Below are 17,132 nucleotides of genomic sequence, written 5' to 3'. Positions count from 1 at the left end.
GCTCTCCTCAACTGGTGAGGTCTGGCGGCGCAACCCGCAGACCTCGTCCTATCGTCGCGCGTTCATGGCTTCAGCTTCACGGCTGACTCATGACGGGTCGACCTGCTTCCTTGTCCGTTCCGGGCGTGGCAATTCCACGCCCGCCTTGCTCTCGGTGAGCCGCTCCACATAATGCCGCACACGGGCGGTGTCGAGCACCCCCCTTACCCGAAGGGCACGGGGGAACGCCCGCCGCCGCTCGGCCTTGGACAGGCAGTCCGGGTGCGGGTGCAACCAGGCTCCGCGGCCCGGCAAGCGCCGACGTTCGTCGACGACCAACCGCCCATCCGATGCGACCACGCGAGACAACTCGCCGACCGACGCCCGTTGCCGACATCCGACACACAGACGGACCGGCGAGGTTCCGTCCGTACGTCGCGTCGAACTCGGCTGTGGGTGTCGCACCACAACCCAGTCTAGACCTTGGTCAATCAGTCGGCGGAACCGGTCGCCGCGGGATGCCGCTTCTCGCTCTGCTCCCCCGCGTCGGGGGCCGCGTCACTGCGGATGTCGATCCGCCACCCGGTGAGCCGTGCGGCGAGCCGGGCGTTCTGACCTTCCTTACCGATCGCCAGGGACAGCTGGAAGTCGGGTACGACGACCCTGGCCGTCCTGGCCCGCTCGTCGACCACACTCACCGATACAACCTTCGCGGGCGACAGGGCATTCCCGACGAAGCGTGCCGGATCGTCCGAGTAGTCGATGATGTCGATCTTCTCGCCGCCGAGTTCGCTCATCACGTTGCGCACCCGAGCGCCCACGTGGCCGATACAGGCGCCCTTGGCGTTCACGCCGGGCACGGTGGACCGCACGGCGATCTTCGAACGGTGACCTGCCTCCCTCGCCACGGCCGTGATCTCGACGGTACCGTCGGCGATCTCGGGCACCTCCAGGGCGAAGAGCTTGCGCACGAGGTTGGGGTGGGTACGGGAGAGCGTGATCTGCGGACCGCGTGCCGAGCGGGCCACACCCACGACGTACGCCTTGAGTCGGGAGCCGTGCTCGTAGCTTTCCCCCGGCACCTGCTCGGCGGCGGGGAGCACGCCCTCGGTGTCGCCGACCTGAACGATCACCATGCCCCTGGCGTTCGCCTTGGCGTCGCGCTGCACGACACCGGCCACGATCTCGCCCTCCTGGGCCGAGAACTCGCCGTAGGTCTTCTCGTGCTCCGCGTCACGCAGCCGCTGGAGAATGACCTGGCGGGCGGTGGCGGCGGCGATCCGGCCGAAGCCTTCCGGAGTGTCGTCCCACTCCTCCTCCACCTCGCCGTCCGCACCGAGCGTGTAGGCCAGCACGCGTACGTAGCCGGTCTTGCGATCGATGTCGATCTTCGCGTGGGGCTGGTGGCCCTCGGTGTGCTTGTACGCCGTCAGCAGCGCACTCTCGATGGCCTCCAGAACCGTCTCGAAGGGGATGTCCTTGTCCCGTTCGATCGCGCGCAACGCCGCGATGTCGACGTTCACCTCGACTCCTCCTTCGTCCCGGTGCCTTCACCGATCTTGCCGCAACCGTCGTCTTCCAGCAGCTTGAGCTCCTCGGAAGGCGGCTGCTTGAACTCGACCTCGACCACGGCCCTGCGCACGTCGGCATAGGGCAGGTCGCGGATCTTCCCGTCCACAAGTATGCGCACCGAGTCCTCGCCCTCGGCACCGACACGACCGACGAAGTCGGAACCCTCCTGCGGAGTGACCCGGACCAGCCGGAACCGCGCTCTGCGCCAGTGCCGCGGCTTCGTCAGCGGTCTGTCGAGTCCCGGCGAGGTCACCTCCAGCGTGTAGGCGCCCGCGATCAGGTGCTCGTGCCGGTCGAGCACCGCGGACACCGCTCTGCTGATCTCCGCGACCTTGTCGAGTTCGACGCCGTCGTCGCCGTCGACCACGACCTTCACCAGCTTGCGCCTGCCCGCCTGTTGCACGTCCAGCGCGTCAAGGTCGAAACCCGCGGCCCCGACGGCCTCGGCCACGAGTGGCTCCAGCCTGCTGGCGAGTTCGTTGGGCACCGTGCTGCTCCCTGTTGTCCTTGTTCTGAAATGGTGGTCCAGCTTATCGTGCCCCGACCACCTCCCGCCGGGCGTCGCCCGCTGCTGGCAGGATGGCCGCGTGACTTCCCGATCTGGCAGAGCCGCGTTCGGCAGGCGGACGTTCCTGCGGGCCGCCGCGCTCACCGCGCTGACGGTTCCGGCGGCGTCCGGCCTCGCGGCGTGCACGTCCGGCTACGAGGACACTCCCGACCCGTTGCGGCGGCTGTGGTTGCAGGCCGCAGGCCACGCGAAGGCCGCAGAGAAGCTGGCCGCCGAGTCGGTCGACTTCGCCGACGTCGCACGCCAGGTGGCCGCCGTCCGTACCGCGCACGCCGAGGCGCTGCGGGCGGAGGTGGAACGGCTCAACCGTCCCGTGCCCGAGGGGGAGAAACCCCCGACGTTCGACACGGACGCCCACGAGCGCTTCTGGCCCTGGCTCGCCGAGGGCAAGGACGACGCGCTGCGGCTGGTCCCCGACCTTCCCCGCCACCGCGCGGGGCTGGTGGGTGCGGTGGCCGCCGGGTGCGCCGCGGCCATGGAACTGGGCCAGGCCCCCCAGGCCACCGAGCCCGCACTCGACCTGGCCTCGGTGACACGGCTGGAGGACGACACCGCGGAGGCGGTGCAGACGGCACTGGAGACGGAACACGCCGCCGTCTGGGTGTACGGCCTGGTGCGGGCGTTCCTCGACGACGACTACGAGGCCGGTGTCACGCGCGGCGAACGGGCCCACCTCGACCGCAGGGACTCGTGCGAACGGCTGCTGTCCGCCGCGGGCCGCGCACCCCGCCCGGCCGAACCCGCCTACACCCTCGCCGAGCCGGTGACCGACGGCGGCTCGGCCGCACGCGCGGTCGCCACCGCCGAGTCCGACGCCGCCACCGCCTGGCACGGCGTGCTCGAACGCACCGACGACAGGACGGTCCGCGAACTCGCCGTCCACTGCCTGATCGGTGCCGCGACACGCGGAGTCCACTGGCGCGGGGAGGCCGGGATCGAGCCGGTCGTGCCGCGGTTGCCGGGTCGGGAACCCGCCGCGCACTGAGACGGCGGCCGAGCTCCCGCCCCGAGCAGGTCGGCGCGAGGTCAACCCGAGGTCAGGTGCTCGGCCAGACCCGCGGCGTCCTGGCTGATGTCGGCGAGCAGTTGCTCGTCGGAGTGCCCGCCGAAGAAGTTGGCCTCGACGATCGTCACCTCACGTCCGTCGACCTCGGAGTGGTACTCGCCCTGGGCGACCACGGGCGCCCCGGGCAGGGTCACCGTTTCGTCGCGGGCGAGGTCGTTGACGTTGCCCGTGCCGTCGGTGTCGGTGACGGCCTTCAACTGCTGCGCCCCGGAGTCGTCCGGCATCACCACCACGACAACGGACACGAGGGCGCGCGCCTCGCCCTCCTGCACGGTGTAGAGGCCGCGAAGCACCTTCTCGCACGGGTGCTGGGAGAACCAGTCGATCATCTTGCCGTAGGAGTTGGCCGAGCAGTCGGCCGCCTCGACGGGACCGGCGACCACGTCGTAGGAGAACCGGCCGTCCGTCAGCGGGTTCGCTGACGGGGGCGCGGCCTGCGGAGTGCCCACCACGCCGCCGTCGCCTCCCGAGCGGACGATCCCCCAGACCAGTCCCGCCACCACGGCGACACCCACGAGCCCGGCTGCGAGGATGAGCGGCGACGGCCCCGTCCCGCCCGGCCGAGGCGCCGCCGGTGGCGCGCCGGACCCCCTGTCGGCCCCGACCGCCGGAAACTGCGCCGTGTTGGTCACTCCGTGTCTGTGCTCCTGTGCAGCCACGAGTCGTGACCGTAGTCGGCGCTCACCCGAGCGCGCGCACCACCCGGTCGACGTCGACCTCCGTGTTGTAGATATGGAAACCCACCCGCGCCCGTCCCGCGCGTGCGCTGGCGACCACGCCCGCCTCGGCCAGCCTCTCCACCCCGCCGTCGACGGTCAGCGCCACGACGGGGCTGTCCTGGGCGGGAAGCCCGACGGCCGCTCTCAGCCGGTCGGCGAGCCCGACTCCGTGGGCGCGCACGGAGTGGAGGTCGAGGGACGCGAGGTAGGACAACGCCGGTGCGGCCCCCGCGAACGCCGACCACGCCGGGGAGACGTCGAACCGGCGCGCACCGTCGGCCAGCCGCAGCGGCAGGTCGTAGATGCTGCTCCAGCGGTCCTGGCCGGCGTACCAGGACGCGGCTACGGGGCGCGTCCGCCCGACCGCCTTCGGGTGCACGGCCAGCCACGCCACACCCCGGGGCGCGAGCAGCCACTTGTATCCCGCCCCCACCACCCAGTCGGCCCAGTCGAGCCGCAGCGGCATCCATCCCGCGGCCTGGGTGACGTCGAGCAGGACGGGCACGTCGGCGGCCTCGGCGGCGGCACGCAGCGCCTCCAGGTCCACGACGGCTCCGTCGGCGGACTGCACGACGCTCACCGCCACGAGGTCGTGCTCCGCCACCGCGCCGGGCAACGCCGCCAGCGGCACCCCGGTGACCTTGACTCCCCGGTCGGCCTGAGCGGCGAACGGGAAGGTCACGCTCGTGAACTCGCCCTCGGCGACGAGGATGCGGCAGCCGTCGGGCACCGCCTGCGCCACCATGCCCACCAGCGGCGACACGGCCGAACCCACGGCCACCCGGTCACCGGGCACCCCCACGAGCCGCCCGAACGACTCACGGGTGTCGTCCACGGCCGCGTCGAAGTCGGCGGGCCGCTGCGCACCGGTGCGCCACCGCCTCACGAACTCCTCCACCGCCTCGGCGACGTGCACCGGCGGGACCCCGACAGCGGGAGTGTTCAGGTAGCCGTCGGCGAGGTCGAACTCGGCTCCGAAAGCAGTTCTCATGCGGTGACCCTAGCCGGGGCGGCCGACGAAGCAGGCCCGCGATCGCCGACGGGTTCAGCGGCTTCGGGTGGCGTGCCGCCGGTCGGCGGGGTGGTCGTCGCGGAGTCCCAGCCGGAGGTGCTCGATGTGGTAGACGGCTTCGTCGAGCAACATCGCGACGTGGCTGTCGTAGAGGCTGTACACGATGTTGCGTCCCTGGCGCGTGCCGGTGACCAGGCCGAGGTTGCGCAGGAGCCGTAGTTGGTGTGACACCGCGGAGGTCTCCATACCGACATCCTCAGCGAGGTCGGTCACCGCACAGGCGCCGGCCCGCAGCCTGGTGAGGATCAGCAGGCGGCTCGGTGTGGCCAGTGCCTGCAGGGTGGTGGCCACCGCAGTGGCGTCCTCCGCGCTCAGCTGAGCGGGCGGGGCGTGTCCCGGTGGCTGGTGACCCATGGCTGGAGTCTAGCGGCGAAGTACAGTTGAATAGTTCTTCAACTGTTCTGTTAATGTGCTCGGCGTGATCATGCACGAGAATCCGGTCCGGGGATCACTGTTCGGCAACCGGGACTACCGGCACCTGTTCGGCGCGCAGGTGGTGGCCCTGTTCGGCACGGGCCTGACCACGGTGGCGCTCGGGTTGCTGGCCTACGACCTGGCCGGAGCCGGGGCGGGCGCGGTGCTCGGGACCGCCCTGGCGATCAAGATGGTGGCCTACGTGACGATCGCTCCCGTCGCGGGTGCCTTCGCCGACCGGCTACCACGCCGACGGCTGCTCGTGGTGTTGGACGTGGTGCGAGCGGCCGTGGTGCTGGCGTTGCCCTTCGTCACCGAGGTCTGGCAGGTCTACGTGCTGATCCTCGTGTTGCAGTCGGCGTCGGCGGCGTTCACCCCGACCTTCCAGGCCGTGCTGCCGGACCTGCTTCCCGACGAGCGCGACTACACCCGGGCGTTGTCGGCCTCCCAACTGGCGTCCAGCCTGGAGACGCTGCTCAGCCCGGTACTGGCCGCCGCGCTGCTGAGCGTGCTGAGCTTCCACTGGTTGTTCACCGGCACCACCGCGGGATTCCTGGCCTCGGCCACCCTCGTGGTGACCGCGCGTGTCCCCCGCGCGCGACCGAGCCCCCGGGAGTCGCTGTGGGACCGCATCGCGGCGGGTAGCCGGATCTTTCTCACCACACCGCGGCTGCGCGGCGTGCTGGCCCTGGACCTCGCGGTCGCCGGTGCGGGTGCGGTGGTGATGGTCAACACGGTCAACTACGTGCGGGACGCGCTCGGCCGCACCGAAGCGGACGTCGCTCTCCTGCTGGGCGCCCACGGTGCGGGCACCATCCTCGTCGCGCTGGCGCTCCCGAAGGTGTTGGACCGGCTGCCCGAACGTCCGGTGATGCTCACCGGAGCCGGTGTCCTCTGCGCGGGATCGCTCGCCGCCGTCGCGCTGTCGACTGCGCACTCCGGCGAGTGGCGGTGGCCTGCCGCCGTCCTGGTGTGGACTCTCGTCGGGATCGGCTCGGGACTCGTGCTCACGCCGGTCGGCCGGGTACTGCGCCGCTCCGCCCGAGAGGCCGACCGGCCCGCCGTCTTCGCCGCGCAGTTCTCGCTGTCCCACGCCTGCTGGCTGCTGAGCTACCCGATCGCGGGCTGGCTCGTCACCGCGACCGGTTTCACCCCGGGCTGGCTCACCCTGGCCGCGCTCACCGTCCTCGGCGGCCTCGCCGCGACCCGGCTGTGGCCGCGCCACGACCCACCCACCCAACACGGTCCGGTCGCAGACGACCGCCTCGCCGGTGCCGAGCCCACCGGCGGCGGTGGGGAGCGCCCTCACCCCTTCACCGCCGGTCCTCGACACCCCCGCGGGCCCCGCCCCTGAGCGGGTCGGTCATCGGCCACGGGGGCGGCGCGAGCGAGGACGCCACCGCATCGGGGCCCCGCCCACCCTGCTACCGGTCGGCGCGCTCCAGAAACGGCGTCAGCAGTCCGGGCACGGCCTCCTCGGCGAACGCGAGGCCCTCGTGCTCACCCACGTCGTAGGCCGAGTACGCCTGGGAACCCGCCGCCGTGGTGGCGGTGACGGTCAGCAGTCCGCTCCTGCGCTGGAACACCGACTGCCGGATGGTCCACCCGATGACGCCACTGCGCCGCAGCGCCACGGTTCCGCGCCGGACGGCACCGTGCCGGGTGACGAGGTATCCGCCCGTGATGCCGTGTCCCAGGCTGCGGTACGCCGCGAACGCCAGGGCCACGGAGACCGGCAGCAGAACGACGGCACTGATCCACGCGACGTGCAGCAACACCGAGGTCACGGTGAGGCCGAGCACGACGAGCGGGAGCTCCACGGCGACGACGGCGGCCAGCGCCCAGCGGATCCGGCGGCCCAGAGCCGCCTTCGGGTGCGCCCGCAGCCGGACGGCCTCGGTCGGCGAGACCGGCTCGCGAAGAACCGCCGCGGCGATCCGGTGGACATGCTCCCGGGGAGCGGCCGGGTGAAGAGTGTTGTGATCGGCGTTGCGTTCCTGCTGCCGCTGCGCCAGTCCCGTGGCCACGGCGTCCACCCTGGCGGCGCCCGCCAGCCGGTTGCCCAGGGGCTCCACCAGCTCGATTCCGCGCAGCCGGCGCTCCTCCACGGAGATCGACCGCGTCGTGAGCAGTCCGCGCCGGACGCGCAGTGTGCCACCCGGCTCACGTTCCAGCCGGTACTGCCACCACATCTCGACGAACAGCGCCGTCGCCGCGACGACACCCACCACCAGGCCGACCGCCACCAGCAGCAGGATCGCCCCGACGAGCGGGATCTCGTCCAGCAGGTCGACGGCCCACATCACGACGTCGGACTGCAGGCCGAACCATTCCGACACCTGCAGCGCACCGCCGAACGCCGCAGCGCCCAGGGTCGGCGTCACGAACGACACCGGCGCGTACCGCGCCCACGAGAGGTCCAGAGTGGACAGGGTGCCGTTCTGGGTGGCTTCGGCCTCGCGCGTTCCGGCGCGGTCGAGCAGCGTCGTGCGCAACCACTCGGCGTCGGCCCGGCTGACCGGATTGAGCGACAGTGAACTGCTGTCGCCGCTCGTCTGCTCCCCTGTACCGACCTTGACGTGCACCAACCGGAACAGGCGCAGCAGCGGCGACGCGGTGATGTCGACCGTGCGGATACGGTCACGCTGGAGCGACCGGCGTGACCGTACGACGATGCCCTTGCGCAGCTCGAACCGGTCGGGCAGTACCCGGTAGCGGGTACGGCTCCAGCGGACACGGTCGACGGCGGTGCCCACCCCGACGAAGACGATCGCAGCGGCCACCACGATGGCGAGGACCGCCCACAACGGGAACACCTTGCTCAACCAGAAGGAGCCGGGCACCCCCGCGGCCACGGCGACCCCGAGGGACCGCAGCGCGGTGACGGTGACCGTGCGTCGGTCCAGCCGCTTCCACTCCGGTTCGGGGACGGATTCGGCGACGGACCCGCTCACGTCGCGTCACCCGGGGTGGCCTGCGTGGTGCGGGTCAGCTGCTCGACCAGGTCCGAGGCGAGCGCGTGGTCGAGCCCCGGGATCACCACGGCGCCCTTGGCCGACGCCGTGGTGACCGTGACGGTGGCGAGCCCGAACAGCCGCTCCACCGGACCCCGCTGGGTGTCGACGGTCTGGATGCGCGACATGGGCGCCACCCGCCACTCCTGCCAGAAACGCCCGGTGCGCGTGTAGACGGCGTCGTCGGTGACCTCCCAGCGATGCACGTGGTACCACCAGATCGGCAACAGCACGGCGGCCGGAACGCCCACGACCGCGAGCACCGCGAGCGAGAGCAGCAGCCACGGACGTGCGGGCGCGAGCAGCCACGCGAGCACGCCGAGTGCCAGGAACGCCGGCACCAGCGTCAGTGCCCACTGGGTCCACCACCAGGACCGGGCACGCCGGTCGATGTTCCGCCTCGGCGGCCGCAACCGAAGCTCGCCGCCCTCCCCCTGCGTCATCGGTCCTCCAGGCTCGGGGGACCGTCGACGACATCGCGCGATCGCGTCCCCCCAAAACGATCAAGCCAGGTCAGACTAGCAGGCCTGCCAGCGTGGGAAGGGCGATGTTCCGTCCGGAGACCACGGCCACGACCCGGCCGTCGACGGGGCCGATCCTGCCCGCGAGCACGGCCGCGAACGCGGCGGCCCCCGCGCCCTCGGCCACGACGCCGTGGGTACGCACCAGGTGCCGCACGGCGGCCCCGATCTCCTCCTCACTCACCGTGACAAGACGGTCGACGTGCTTGGAGACGAGGTCGATCGTCACCGCGCCCGGTTCGAGGTTGGCCGCGATGCCGTCCGCGACGGTCGGACGCACGTCGACGGGCACCGCGCGCCCGGCCCGCACGGCCTCGGCCATGGCGGGGGCGGCGTCGGCCTCCACCCCGATCACACGCACGTCGTCCCGCGTCGCCGCCCACAGGCCGAGGCCCGAGGCGAGCCCCCCGCCGCCGACCGCGCACACGACCGTCAGCGGGCCCCGGCACTGCGAGCCCAACTCCCAGCCGAGCGTGCCCTGTCCCGCGATGACGTCCGGGTCGTTGTAGGGCGACACGAAGCGCGCCCCACGCTCCGCGAGTTCCAGGGCGTGGGCCTCGGCCTCGGCATACTGCTCACCGTGCTGGACGAGGGTGATGTCGAACCGGCGCAGCGCGGCGACCTTCGCCTCGGACGCCGTGGCGGGCACCACCACGGTCGCCCGGCGTCCGAGCCGGGTGGCGGCGAACGCGATCCCGAGTGCGTGGTTGCCCGCCGACGCCGCGACCACCTCGTCGTCCGCGCCCACCGAGGCCAGCACCGCGAGCGCGCCCCGGACCTTGAAGGACCCGGTCGGTTGCCACGTCTCCAGTTTCAGTACGCACTTCCCGGTCACGGTCGGGGACGGGTCGAGCACCGACGCCACGACGTCCACGGCCTTCTCCACGTCCTCGGGGGACGGTGCCCGCACCACGCGATGAGTCATGGCACCAGAGTGGCCCCGTCGCGACGGGCGCGACAAGCGAGTGCTCCTTCGCCTGGCCGTAAGCTCGACTTGTGCTCGAACTCCGGCGGCTCGGACTGCTGAGGGACGTCGCCCGCACCGGCTCCATCGCGGGGGCCGCGCAGCTCGCGGGCCGCACGGCCGCCGCCGTGTCGCAACAACTCGCCGCGCTGGAACGGGAACTCGGCGTCGCTCTCCTGGAACGCGGGCCCCGCAGTGTCCGCCTCACGGACGCGGGGCGGGTGCTCGCCGAGCACGCCGACCGCGTGCTGACCGAGGCCGACAGCGCCGTGCAGGCCGTGCTGCGCGTGGCCGGACTGCACGGCGGCCGGGTGCGGGTCGCCGCGTTCGGCACGGCGGCGGGCTTCACCGTGCCCGCCCTCGCCTCGTTCGCCCGGAGCAGTCCCGAGGTGGAGCTCTCGTTCGTGGAGCTGGAGCCGGAGGAGTCGGTGCCCGCCGTCCGCGCGGGCGAGGTCGACGTCGCGGTGACCCACCAGTACGCCCGGTTGCCGCCTCCCGACCTCCGGGGGCTGAGGCAGACCCCGCTTCGCCGGGACCGGCTGCTGCTCGCCCTGCCGCCGAGTCTGGCGCCCGTGGGTGAGTCCTCGGTGGCGCTGTCCGACTACGCCCTGGCCACGTGGGTCTCGCCGCGTCCGAGTGCCGGATTCCAGGCCGTGGTGGAGCTCGCCTGTCGCGCGGCGGGGTTCGAACCGACCGTGGCGTTTCGCACCAACAGCTACGACATGATGCTCACGCTGGTGGCGGCCGACTTCGGGGTCGCGCTCGTGCCCGAACTCGCGGCGTCGCCCCGGCCCGGAGTGACGTTCCGGGACATCGGCGACCCCGTGGGCCTGGCCCGGGAGGTGCACGCGACCACCCGCGAGGCCGATCCCTCGCCCGCCGTGGCCCGGATCGTGGAGCTGCTCGTGGAGCGGGTCAGTTCCCGGGACGGGTCAGGCCGTCCTCGGCGCCGCCACGGCTGAGCACGATCTCGTCTGTGCGTTCCAGGGCCTGCGTCCTGCGTTCCGTCGGCTCCGCGGTGGTCAGGTCCACGAGGCGGATCGGCGGGCCCAGTTCCACGAGCGTGGGCAGGTACTCCGCCTGCTCGACCGACCAGCCGTCGTCCTCGCGGACGAACGTGAAGCGGGCCGCGATGCCCTCCTCCGACACGCCCCTGGGTTCGGCGTGCCGGGCGACCGAGTTGCCGAGCCCCCAGGCCACCCACGTGTCACCGACCTTCTCGATCGGCTGCACGACGTGGGCGTGGTGGCCGATGACGAGGTCGATCGCGTCCTCCGACGCCAGGCGCTCGGCGAGCGCCCGCTGCTGCGGCGTCGGCTCGTGCACGTACTCCTGTCCCCAGTGGACGCTGGCGATGACGACCTCGGCGCCCGCCTCCCTCGCCGCCTCGGCCTCGGCGACCAGGGCGTCCGCGTCCAGCGGATTCGACAGCCACGGCATGTCGTCGGGGAGTTCGAAGCCGTTGAACCCGAACGTGTAGGAGACGTGGCCGACCGCGACCCCGCCGACGTCGTACACCAGCGGTGTCTCGGCCTCCTCCTTGCTGCGTGCCGAACCGGTGTGCTCGATCCCGGCCTCGTCGAGGGCGTCCAGGGTGCTCGCGACGCCCTCGGTTCCGTGGTCGAGGGTGTGGTTCGAGGCCGTCGAGCAGCCGTCGTAGCCGGTGTCCGCCAGGTCGCCCGCGAGCTCGGGCGGAGCGATGAACTGCGGGTATCCGGAGTAGGGTCCGCCGTCCTCGGCCAGCGGCACCTCCAGGTGACACAGCGCGAGGTCGGCCTCCGACACGAGCGGCTTCACGCCGGCGAGCAGCGGACCGTAGTCGAACTCGTCCGGGCCACCGTTGCCCGCCGCGGCGGCGTCCTCGGCGGCCTGGTCGGTGAGTTCGGGGTGGATGAGGATGTCGCCGGTGGCCACCACGTTGAACGACGGCGGCTCGGCAGGTGAGGTGGCGGTGGGCTCGGCGGTCCGCGCAGCGGCCTCGTCGGGCCCGGGTTCGGGCGCCGAGGAACACCCGGCGACGAGTCCGGCGGTACCGAGTACCCCGAGTACCGCGGCCACGGCGCGACGCGACATGGATGAGCCCTTCGACGAGACGACAGGTCGGGCTCATCCTGCCCGTTCACTCAGCGTGACTCCGTGCACCCCGGCCGTCGTTGCCAGACGCCGGTACGAGTTCCCGCCACCAGTGCCGTGCCGATGACCGGGCCGGGTCCGCCGCCACGTCTGTCACGTCGATGCGTTCGCCCGGACGGGGCACGGCCACCCGCACGTCGTGTTCCTCGGCGGCCTTCAACAGCCGCTCCACCGGGTCGGCCCAGCCGTGGGGCGCGAGGTTGAAAGTGCCCCAGTGCACGGGCACGAGCAGCCCGCCACGGACGTCGAGATGCGTCGCCACGCCTTCCTCGGGGGTCATGTGGATGTCGGGCCAGCTGCTCGCGTACGCGCCGATCTGCACGAGCGTGAGGTCGAACGGCCCGTGGTCGCGGCCGATGTCGGCGAACGCGTCGCAGTACCCGGTGTCGCCGCTGTAGAACACGCGCCCGCGCGGCGTGGTCAGCACCCACGACGCCCACAACGTGGTGTTGCGGGTGAAAGCCCGGCCGGAGAAGTGCTGGGCCGGTGTCGCCGTGATCGTCAGCGCCCCGATGGACGTCCGCTGGTGCCAGTCCAGTTCGACGACGCGTTCCTCCGGAACCCCCCACGCCCGCAGGTGGGCGCCGACCCCGAGCGGCACCACGAACGGCGCCTGCTGCAGGCGGGTCAGCTCCCGGACGGTGGCGAAGTCCAGGTGGTCGTAGTGGTCGTGGGAGATCACGATCGCGTCGAGCCGGGGCAGGTCGGCGAGGCGGTGCGGCACGGGGTGCAGCCGCCGGGGGCCCGCGAACCGCACCGGGGACGCGCGGTCGCTCCACACCGGATCGAGCAACACCCGGACGCCGTCGAGTTCCACGAGCGACGACGCGTGGCCGAACCACGTGACATGCAGGCCGTCCGCCGGAGCCGCCATGGGCGCCACGAGCGGCACCCGGCCCACCGGTTTCCTGGGCTTGCGCGAGAGCAACATCTCACGCACCGCGTCACCCGTGCTGCCGCTCGGCAGCCACCGGGCGGGACGCGCGTTGTGGAAGGTGCCGTCGCGGTACTGCGGCGACGAACCCACGCTGTCCGGGTCAGGACGTCCGCCGAGGGCCGTGAGCAGTCGCGACGTGGCCACCGCCGCGCCCGCCGTGGCGAGCAGGCCCACACTCGCCGCCAGCACCGCCCCGGTTCCGCGCATGTGACCACACTCCGCCCGATCGACGCCCCTGCCGCAGTCACACCCTACTCCGGTTCCGCACCTCGAAGGCTTGCCCGAGCGACCCGCGACGCCCACGCCACGCCGTCGCTCTATGGTTGCGGCGTGGACGCGCTGGGCAGCCTGCTGGACGGGCCGAGAGCACACGGGGCGTTTCTTCTCAGGGCGGTGCTCGACCCGCCGTGGTCGCTGCGCGTGGAGGACCGCGCCGCCGTCACGGTGCTCGCGGCCACTCACGGGAGGGCGTGGCTCGTCCCCGACGGCGCCGAGCCGGTGTGTCTCGACGCGGGCGACGTCGCCGTCGTGCGCGGCCCCAACCCCTACACGGTGGCGTGTGATCCCGGCCTCGAACCCACGGTGGTGATCCAGCCCGGCCAGCGCAGCACCACCACGGACGGCGACGAGATCTGCACGACGTGGTCGCAGGGCGTGCGGACGTGGGGTTCCGGCACCACCGGGCGTGACACGATGCTGATCGGCGTCTACGAGCTGCGCGGGGAGGTCAGCGGCCGGCTGCTCGCTGCGCTGCCCCCACGGCTGGTGCTGCCCCGGGAAGCGGGCCAGGCACCGCTGGTGTCGCTGCTGGAGACGGAGATCGACCGGGACGAGCCCGGCCAGGAGGTCGTCCTGGACCGCCTGCTGGACCTGCTGCTGATCAGCGTCCTGCGCACGTGGTTCGCCCGCCCGGGCAGCGAGGCGCCCGGCTGGTTCCGCGCGCAGACCGACCCCGTGGTCGGCCAGACCCTGCGACTGATGCACGACGAACCCACACTGCCCTGGACGGTGTCGGCGCTCGCGTCCCGCGTCGGTGTGTCCCGGGCCGCCCTGGCCCGGCGGTTCACCGAACTGGTCGGGGAACCGCCGATGACCTACCTCACCGGATGGCGGCTCGCGCTCGCGGCGGAGGCATTGCGCGATCCCGAGCTCACGCTCGACGCGGTCGCTCGGCGGGTCGGCTACGGCACCGCGTTCGCGTTGAGCACCGCCTTCAAGCGTGCCTACGGCGTCAGCCCCAGCCAGTACCGGCTCACGCGCCTGGCGTGACGGTCGCGAGGTCCCACGCACCCTGGGCGGCGGCGTCGCGCACCGCCTCGCCGAAGTCGCGGGGCGGGCGGCCGAGCGCCTCGCGCACCCCGTCGGTGAGGTGGGCGTTGCGGCCGTCCAGCACCGTCGAGAACAACTCGGCCAAAAACGTCGCCTCGACCTCCGGCAGGCCGTGCTCGACGAGCATCGCGCCGTATTCCGCCTCGGGCACGGGCGCGTAACGCACCTCGCGTCCGGTCACTTCGGACAACTCCGCCGCCGCCTCGGCGAACGTCAGCGCGCGTGGGCCCGTCAGCTCGTAGACACGCCCCGCGTGGCCGTCGTCGAGCAGCGCCGCCACGGCCACGTCGGCGATGTCGTCCGCGTCCACGAACGGCTCCGGCACCTCGCCCGCGGGAAGGGCGATGGTGCCGTCCACCACCGCGTCCCGCAGGAAGTCCTCGCTGAACGCCTGGACGAACCAGGCGCACCGCACGACCGTCCACTCCGCACCCGAGGTGCGTACCGCGCGCTCGGCGCGGGCGGCTCCCTCCTCGCCCCGGCCCGAGAGCAGCACGAGCCTGCGCACCCCGAGGGCCACGGCACGCCGGGCGAACGAGCCCATGACCTCGTCCGCTCCCGGAGCACCGAGGTCCGGTGCGTAGACCACGTAGACGGCGTCCACCCCGTCGAGCACTTCGTCCCATGTGGACTCTTCGGTCCAGTCGAAACGCGGTCGCCCCGAGCGGGAGCCCACGCGCACCTCCACGTTCCCGCGCCGCCGGAGCCTGCTCACCACCCTGCGCCCGGTCTTGCCGGTGCCACCGAGCACCAACACCGTCGTGGAGTTCTTCTCGTTCGCTGTGTTCACTGTGTCCGCCGTCATGCCCCCAGCCAAGCAGCCCCGGCCGCGCCCGAACATGGGCAAGACACTCGCCCGCCTACGCGGCCGTCTCACACCACGGGCCGCAGCGGCAGGTCCTCGTGCGGACCGTGCCGCACCAGCTCCGTCCAGGCGGACGCCAGCCGGGAGACCAGTTCGGCCAGTTCCTCCAGCGGGCGCACGAACGGGATCCGGAAGTAGCCGTCGTGCTGACCCGTCGGGTCCATCGTCGACCCCGGAACCACCTCCACGCCGTGTCGCAGCGCGAGCTGGGCGTACACGTCGGCGCTGTGCCCGCCGGGTAGCCGCACCCACAGCGACGAGCCGCCGTCCGGTGTCGTCCAGGTCCACTCGGGCAGCCGCTGCCGCAGCAGGTGTTCGAGTTCGGCCAACTGCCTGCGCTGCACGACGCAGCGGGCCCTGGACAGCTCGGCCAGTCGCGGCACCAGCCGCGCCGCCACCGCCTGCTCGATCAACGGGCTTCCGAGGTCGGCCATGGCCTTACGCCGGGCACACCGTTCGATGATCCCGGCCGGACCCCGCACCCAGCCGACACGCAGACCGGCCCAGATTCCCTTCAGCGACTCGACGGTGAGCACCTCGCCCGACTCGGGGGCGTACGCGGCGAGCGGTGCGGGCAGGGCCGTCTCGTCGACGGTCAGACTGTGTCCGGCGTAGGCGTGGTCCTCGACCACAGCCACTCCGTGCCGCGCCGCCAGCTCGGCGACCTGCCGCCTGCGCGCGGCCGACATGAGACGGCCCGTGGGGTTGTGGAAGGTCGGCATCACGTAGAGCAGAGCGGGTGTCGTCCCGGTCAACGCCTCGGCGAGCGCGTGGACGTCGACGCCCTCGTCGTCGAGCCCCACCGGCACCAGCCGCACGCCGTGCTGGCGGAAGATGTCCAGGCACGGCGCCCAGCTCGGCACCTCCACCGCGACCGCCGAGGCACCGCGTAGGTACACCTCGGCCAGCAGCACCAGCGCCTGGTGTGCTCCGGTCGTCACGAGCACCTGCTCGGGGGAGGTGGGCAGCCCCTGGGTCGTGTAGTGGTGTGCCACCGCCTCACGCAGTGCGGGGAGGCCACGCGGGTGGTAGCCGGCGTCGCGCAGCAGCTCCGTGATGTCGTGGTCCGCCACGGCGCGCAGCGCCTCCGCCACCTCGGGCACGCCCGCGTCGGCCGCGCACCCGAGGGAGATGAGCCGTCCGGGGCCGTCGATGAGCCGCTGCACGATCGCGGTGCCCTGGCCGCCCCGCACCCGCCCGTCACTGCGGGGGATCCGCCGTCGGCCGTTGACCCTCGTGCCGCTGCCCTGCCTGCGGTCCACCACCCCGCGTCCGCGCAGGTCCTCGTAGGCGGCGACCACGGTGGCCCGGCTCACGGCCAGTACCCGGGACAGTTCGCGTTCCGCGGGCAGCCGCTCACCGGCCACCAGCGACCCGTCGTCCACGGCCCTGGCCACGGCGTCCGCCAGCTTGCGGTAGAGCGGACCGTCGCCCGCGCTCCAGTCCCCCAGCAGCATGGCCAGCGCCGCGCCGTGCTGAAAACGGTCCACTTCCCCCGACATTGGCTCTACCTCCAGTCCAATTCTCCGCCGATCGTAGAGCAGGGACAGACCAATATGAAGTGGACCTACGGAGAATGGTCCGGAAGGGGGTCGAAGTGGTTCTCACCGCGCTGTACGTCGCCGTCCTGGCCGCCGTGCTCGGCGGAATCGGTGCGGCCGTGCGTCACAGTGGTCCGGTGTTGGACGTGGAGCCCGCGTTCGCCCGCCGCGTGGCCGAGGGCCTTCGCGTGCTGTGGTCGGTGGGCGACGAGAACGCGAAGCGGACCGAACGGCTGCTCGACGAGCTGAGCCCGCCTCCGGTACCCACGCCCCCTACGCCACGCGCGAACACGCGGGCGTGAGCGCGGAAACGAGACGCCTCGGTCCGTGTCCGCTCCTGGTGTACGCGTGACCGCACCCTGGGTGCAGACACGCGTACAGGAACCGCGGACACGTCAGCGCCGATATCCTGTTCCCGCTGATCACGAGCCCGTGCTC

Annotated in this window: 18 protein-coding genes; 5 read left to right on the top strand and 13 right to left on the bottom strand. The window is 72.4% G+C overall.

Annotated elements, in window-relative coordinates; translation table 11 throughout:
• Positions 1-87: 87 nt before the first annotated feature.
• From SACCYDRAFT_RS25760 to rimP, 3 genes are read right to left on the bottom strand one after another with little or no spacing between them, the layout of a single operon-like run.
• Entirely contained in the window at positions 88-447 is a 360-nt protein-coding gene (locus tag SACCYDRAFT_RS25760) for a YlxR family protein (protein ID WP_005455521.1), read from the bottom strand.
• Positions 448-470: 23 nt separating this feature from the next.
• The gene (gene nusA, locus SACCYDRAFT_RS08855; RefSeq protein ID WP_005455519.1) at positions 471-1,502 is read right to left on the bottom strand and encodes a transcription termination factor NusA; all 1,032 of its coding nucleotides are present in this window, start codon (positions 1,500-1,502) and stop codon (positions 471-473) included.
• Entirely contained in the window at positions 1,499-2,038 is a 540-nt protein-coding gene (gene rimP / locus SACCYDRAFT_RS08850) for a ribosome maturation factor RimP (RefSeq protein ID WP_005455518.1), read from the bottom strand. The genes nusA and rimP overlap by 4 nt, the downstream gene beginning before the upstream one ends.
• A 100-nt stretch (positions 2,039-2,138) precedes the next feature.
• Between rimP and SACCYDRAFT_RS08845 the strand changes: the two genes are divergently transcribed.
• Entirely contained in the window at positions 2,139-3,104 is a 966-nt protein-coding gene (locus tag SACCYDRAFT_RS08845) for a ferritin-like domain-containing protein (RefSeq protein WP_005455517.1), read from the top strand.
• Between the two features lie 41 nt (positions 3,105-3,145).
• On the opposite strand, the gene SACCYDRAFT_RS08840 is transcribed toward SACCYDRAFT_RS08845, so the two are convergent.
• Genes SACCYDRAFT_RS08840 through SACCYDRAFT_RS08830 form a run of 3 tightly spaced genes read right to left on the bottom strand, consistent with a single transcriptional unit; the run spans position 3,146 to position 5,330 of the window.
• Positions 3,146-3,817, bottom strand: coding sequence for a hypothetical protein (locus tag SACCYDRAFT_RS08840; RefSeq protein WP_005455516.1), 672 nt, complete (start codon positions 3,815-3,817; stop codon positions 3,146-3,148).
• Positions 3,818-3,866: 49 nt separating this feature from the next.
• Positions 3,867-4,895, bottom strand: coding sequence for an aminotransferase class V-fold PLP-dependent enzyme (locus SACCYDRAFT_RS08835; RefSeq protein WP_005455515.1), 1,029 nt, complete (start codon positions 4,893-4,895; stop codon positions 3,867-3,869).
• A 54-nt stretch (positions 4,896-4,949) separates the two neighbouring features.
• A complete protein-coding gene (locus tag SACCYDRAFT_RS08830; protein WP_005455514.1) occupies positions 4,950-5,330 on the bottom strand; it encodes an ArsR/SmtB family transcription factor in 381 nt (126 codons plus the stop codon).
• Positions 5,331-5,400: 70 nt separating this feature from the next.
• On the opposite strand from SACCYDRAFT_RS08830, the gene SACCYDRAFT_RS08825 reads away from it, so the two are divergent.
• Positions 5,401-6,744, top strand: coding sequence for an MFS transporter (locus tag SACCYDRAFT_RS08825; RefSeq protein WP_005455509.1), 1,344 nt, complete (start codon positions 5,401-5,403; stop codon positions 6,742-6,744).
• A gap of 70 nt (positions 6,745-6,814) precedes the next feature.
• Here the strand turns inward: SACCYDRAFT_RS08825 and SACCYDRAFT_RS08820 are convergent, their stop codons facing one another.
• The 3 genes from SACCYDRAFT_RS08820 to SACCYDRAFT_RS08810 form a co-directional block, all read right to left on the bottom strand.
• The gene (locus SACCYDRAFT_RS08820) at positions 6,815-8,344 is read right to left on the bottom strand and encodes a PH domain-containing protein (protein ID WP_005455508.1); all 1,530 of its coding nucleotides are present in this window, start codon (positions 8,342-8,344) and stop codon (positions 6,815-6,817) included.
• Positions 8,341-8,847 carry a PH domain-containing protein gene (locus tag SACCYDRAFT_RS08815; protein ID WP_005455507.1) on the bottom strand — a complete coding sequence of 169 codons (507 nt, stop codon included), beginning with the start codon at positions 8,845-8,847 and terminating at the stop codon, positions 8,341-8,343. The genes SACCYDRAFT_RS08820 and SACCYDRAFT_RS08815 overlap by 4 nt, the downstream gene beginning before the upstream one ends.
• Before the next feature lie 70 nt (positions 8,848-8,917).
• A complete protein-coding gene (locus SACCYDRAFT_RS08810) occupies positions 8,918-9,850 on the bottom strand; it encodes a threonine ammonia-lyase (protein WP_043536305.1) in 933 nt (310 codons plus the stop codon).
• A 71-nt stretch (positions 9,851-9,921) separates the two neighbouring features.
• Between SACCYDRAFT_RS08810 and SACCYDRAFT_RS08805 the strand changes: the two genes are divergently transcribed.
• Complete coding sequence (locus SACCYDRAFT_RS08805; RefSeq protein ID WP_005455505.1) at positions 9,922-10,851, top strand: LysR family transcriptional regulator; 930 nt, start codon at positions 9,922-9,924, stop codon at positions 10,849-10,851.
• Here SACCYDRAFT_RS08805 and SACCYDRAFT_RS08800 read toward each other — a convergent pair.
• A complete protein-coding gene (locus SACCYDRAFT_RS08800; RefSeq protein WP_005455504.1) occupies positions 10,805-11,962 on the bottom strand; it encodes a CapA family protein in 1,158 nt (385 codons plus the stop codon). The two genes, SACCYDRAFT_RS08805 and SACCYDRAFT_RS08800, sit on opposite strands and share 47 nt — an antisense overlap.
• Before the next feature lie 46 nt (positions 11,963-12,008).
• Positions 12,009-13,166 carry an MBL fold metallo-hydrolase gene (locus SACCYDRAFT_RS08795; protein ID WP_005455503.1) on the bottom strand — a complete coding sequence of 386 codons (1,158 nt, stop codon included), beginning with the start codon at positions 13,164-13,166 and terminating at the stop codon, positions 12,009-12,011.
• Between the two features lie 123 nt (positions 13,167-13,289).
• Between SACCYDRAFT_RS08795 and SACCYDRAFT_RS08790 the strand changes: the two genes are divergently transcribed.
• On the top strand, positions 13,290-14,228 hold the full coding sequence (locus tag SACCYDRAFT_RS08790; RefSeq protein WP_005455501.1) for an AraC family transcriptional regulator: 939 nt from the start codon (positions 13,290-13,292) through the stop codon (positions 14,226-14,228).
• On the opposite strand, the gene SACCYDRAFT_RS08785 is transcribed toward SACCYDRAFT_RS08790, so the two are convergent.
• Positions 14,212-15,093 carry an NAD(P)H-binding protein gene (locus SACCYDRAFT_RS08785; protein WP_052309086.1) on the bottom strand — a complete coding sequence of 294 codons (882 nt, stop codon included), beginning with the start codon at positions 15,091-15,093 and terminating at the stop codon, positions 14,212-14,214. The two genes, SACCYDRAFT_RS08790 and SACCYDRAFT_RS08785, sit on opposite strands and share 17 nt — an antisense overlap.
• Before the next feature lie 68 nt (positions 15,094-15,161).
• Positions 15,162-16,655, bottom strand: a complete 1,494-nt coding sequence (locus tag SACCYDRAFT_RS08780; RefSeq protein WP_005455497.1) for an aminotransferase-like domain-containing protein — start codon at positions 16,653-16,655, stop codon at positions 15,162-15,164.
• Between the two features lie 95 nt (positions 16,656-16,750).
• On the opposite strand from SACCYDRAFT_RS08780, the gene SACCYDRAFT_RS08775 reads away from it, so the two are divergent.
• Complete coding sequence (locus SACCYDRAFT_RS08775) at positions 16,751-16,996, top strand: hypothetical protein (RefSeq protein ID WP_043537166.1); 246 nt, start codon at positions 16,751-16,753, stop codon at positions 16,994-16,996.
• Positions 16,997-17,132 lie beyond the last annotated feature (136 nt).

It is taken from the genome of Saccharomonospora cyanea NA-134, from assembly GCF_000244975.1.
Classification (GTDB): Bacteria; Actinomycetota; Actinomycetes; order Mycobacteriales; family Pseudonocardiaceae; genus Saccharomonospora; species Saccharomonospora cyanea.
The sequence above is the reverse complement of the archived record's forward strand: the minus strand, read 5'-3'. Positions and strand labels throughout refer to the sequence as shown.

Bases quoted from the DNA above. Each gene is read 5' to 3' on its own strand.
- SACCYDRAFT_RS08835 (WP_005455515.1), bottom strand. From the start codon at position 4,895: ATGAGAACTGCTTTCGGAGCCGAGTTCGACCTCGCCGACGGCTACCTG.
- SACCYDRAFT_RS08830 (WP_005455514.1), bottom strand. From the start codon at position 5,330: ATGGGTCACCAGCCACCGGGACACGCCCCGCCCGCTCAGCTGAGCGCG.
- SACCYDRAFT_RS08825 (WP_005455509.1), top strand. From the start codon at position 5,401: ATGCACGAGAATCCGGTCCGGGGATCACTGTTCGGCAACCGGGACTAC.
- SACCYDRAFT_RS08815 (WP_005455507.1), bottom strand. From the start codon at position 8,847: ATGACGCAGGGGGAGGGCGGCGAGCTTCGGTTGCGGCCGCCGAGGCGG.
- SACCYDRAFT_RS08810 (WP_043536305.1), bottom strand. From the start codon at position 9,850: ATGACTCATCGCGTGGTGCGGGCACCGTCCCCCGAGGACGTGGAGAAG.
- SACCYDRAFT_RS08800 (WP_005455504.1), bottom strand. From the start codon at position 11,962: ATGTCGCGTCGCGCCGTGGCCGCGGTACTCGGGGTACTCGGTACCGCC.
- SACCYDRAFT_RS08795 (WP_005455503.1), bottom strand. From the start codon at position 13,166: ATGCGCGGAACCGGGGCGGTGCTGGCGGCGAGTGTGGGCCTGCTCGCC.
- SACCYDRAFT_RS08785 (WP_052309086.1), bottom strand. From the start codon at position 15,093: ATGACGGCGGACACAGTGAACACAGCGAACGAGAAGAACTCCACGACG.
- SACCYDRAFT_RS08780 (WP_005455497.1), bottom strand. From the start codon at position 16,655: ATGTCGGGGGAAGTGGACCGTTTTCAGCACGGCGCGGCGCTGGCCATG.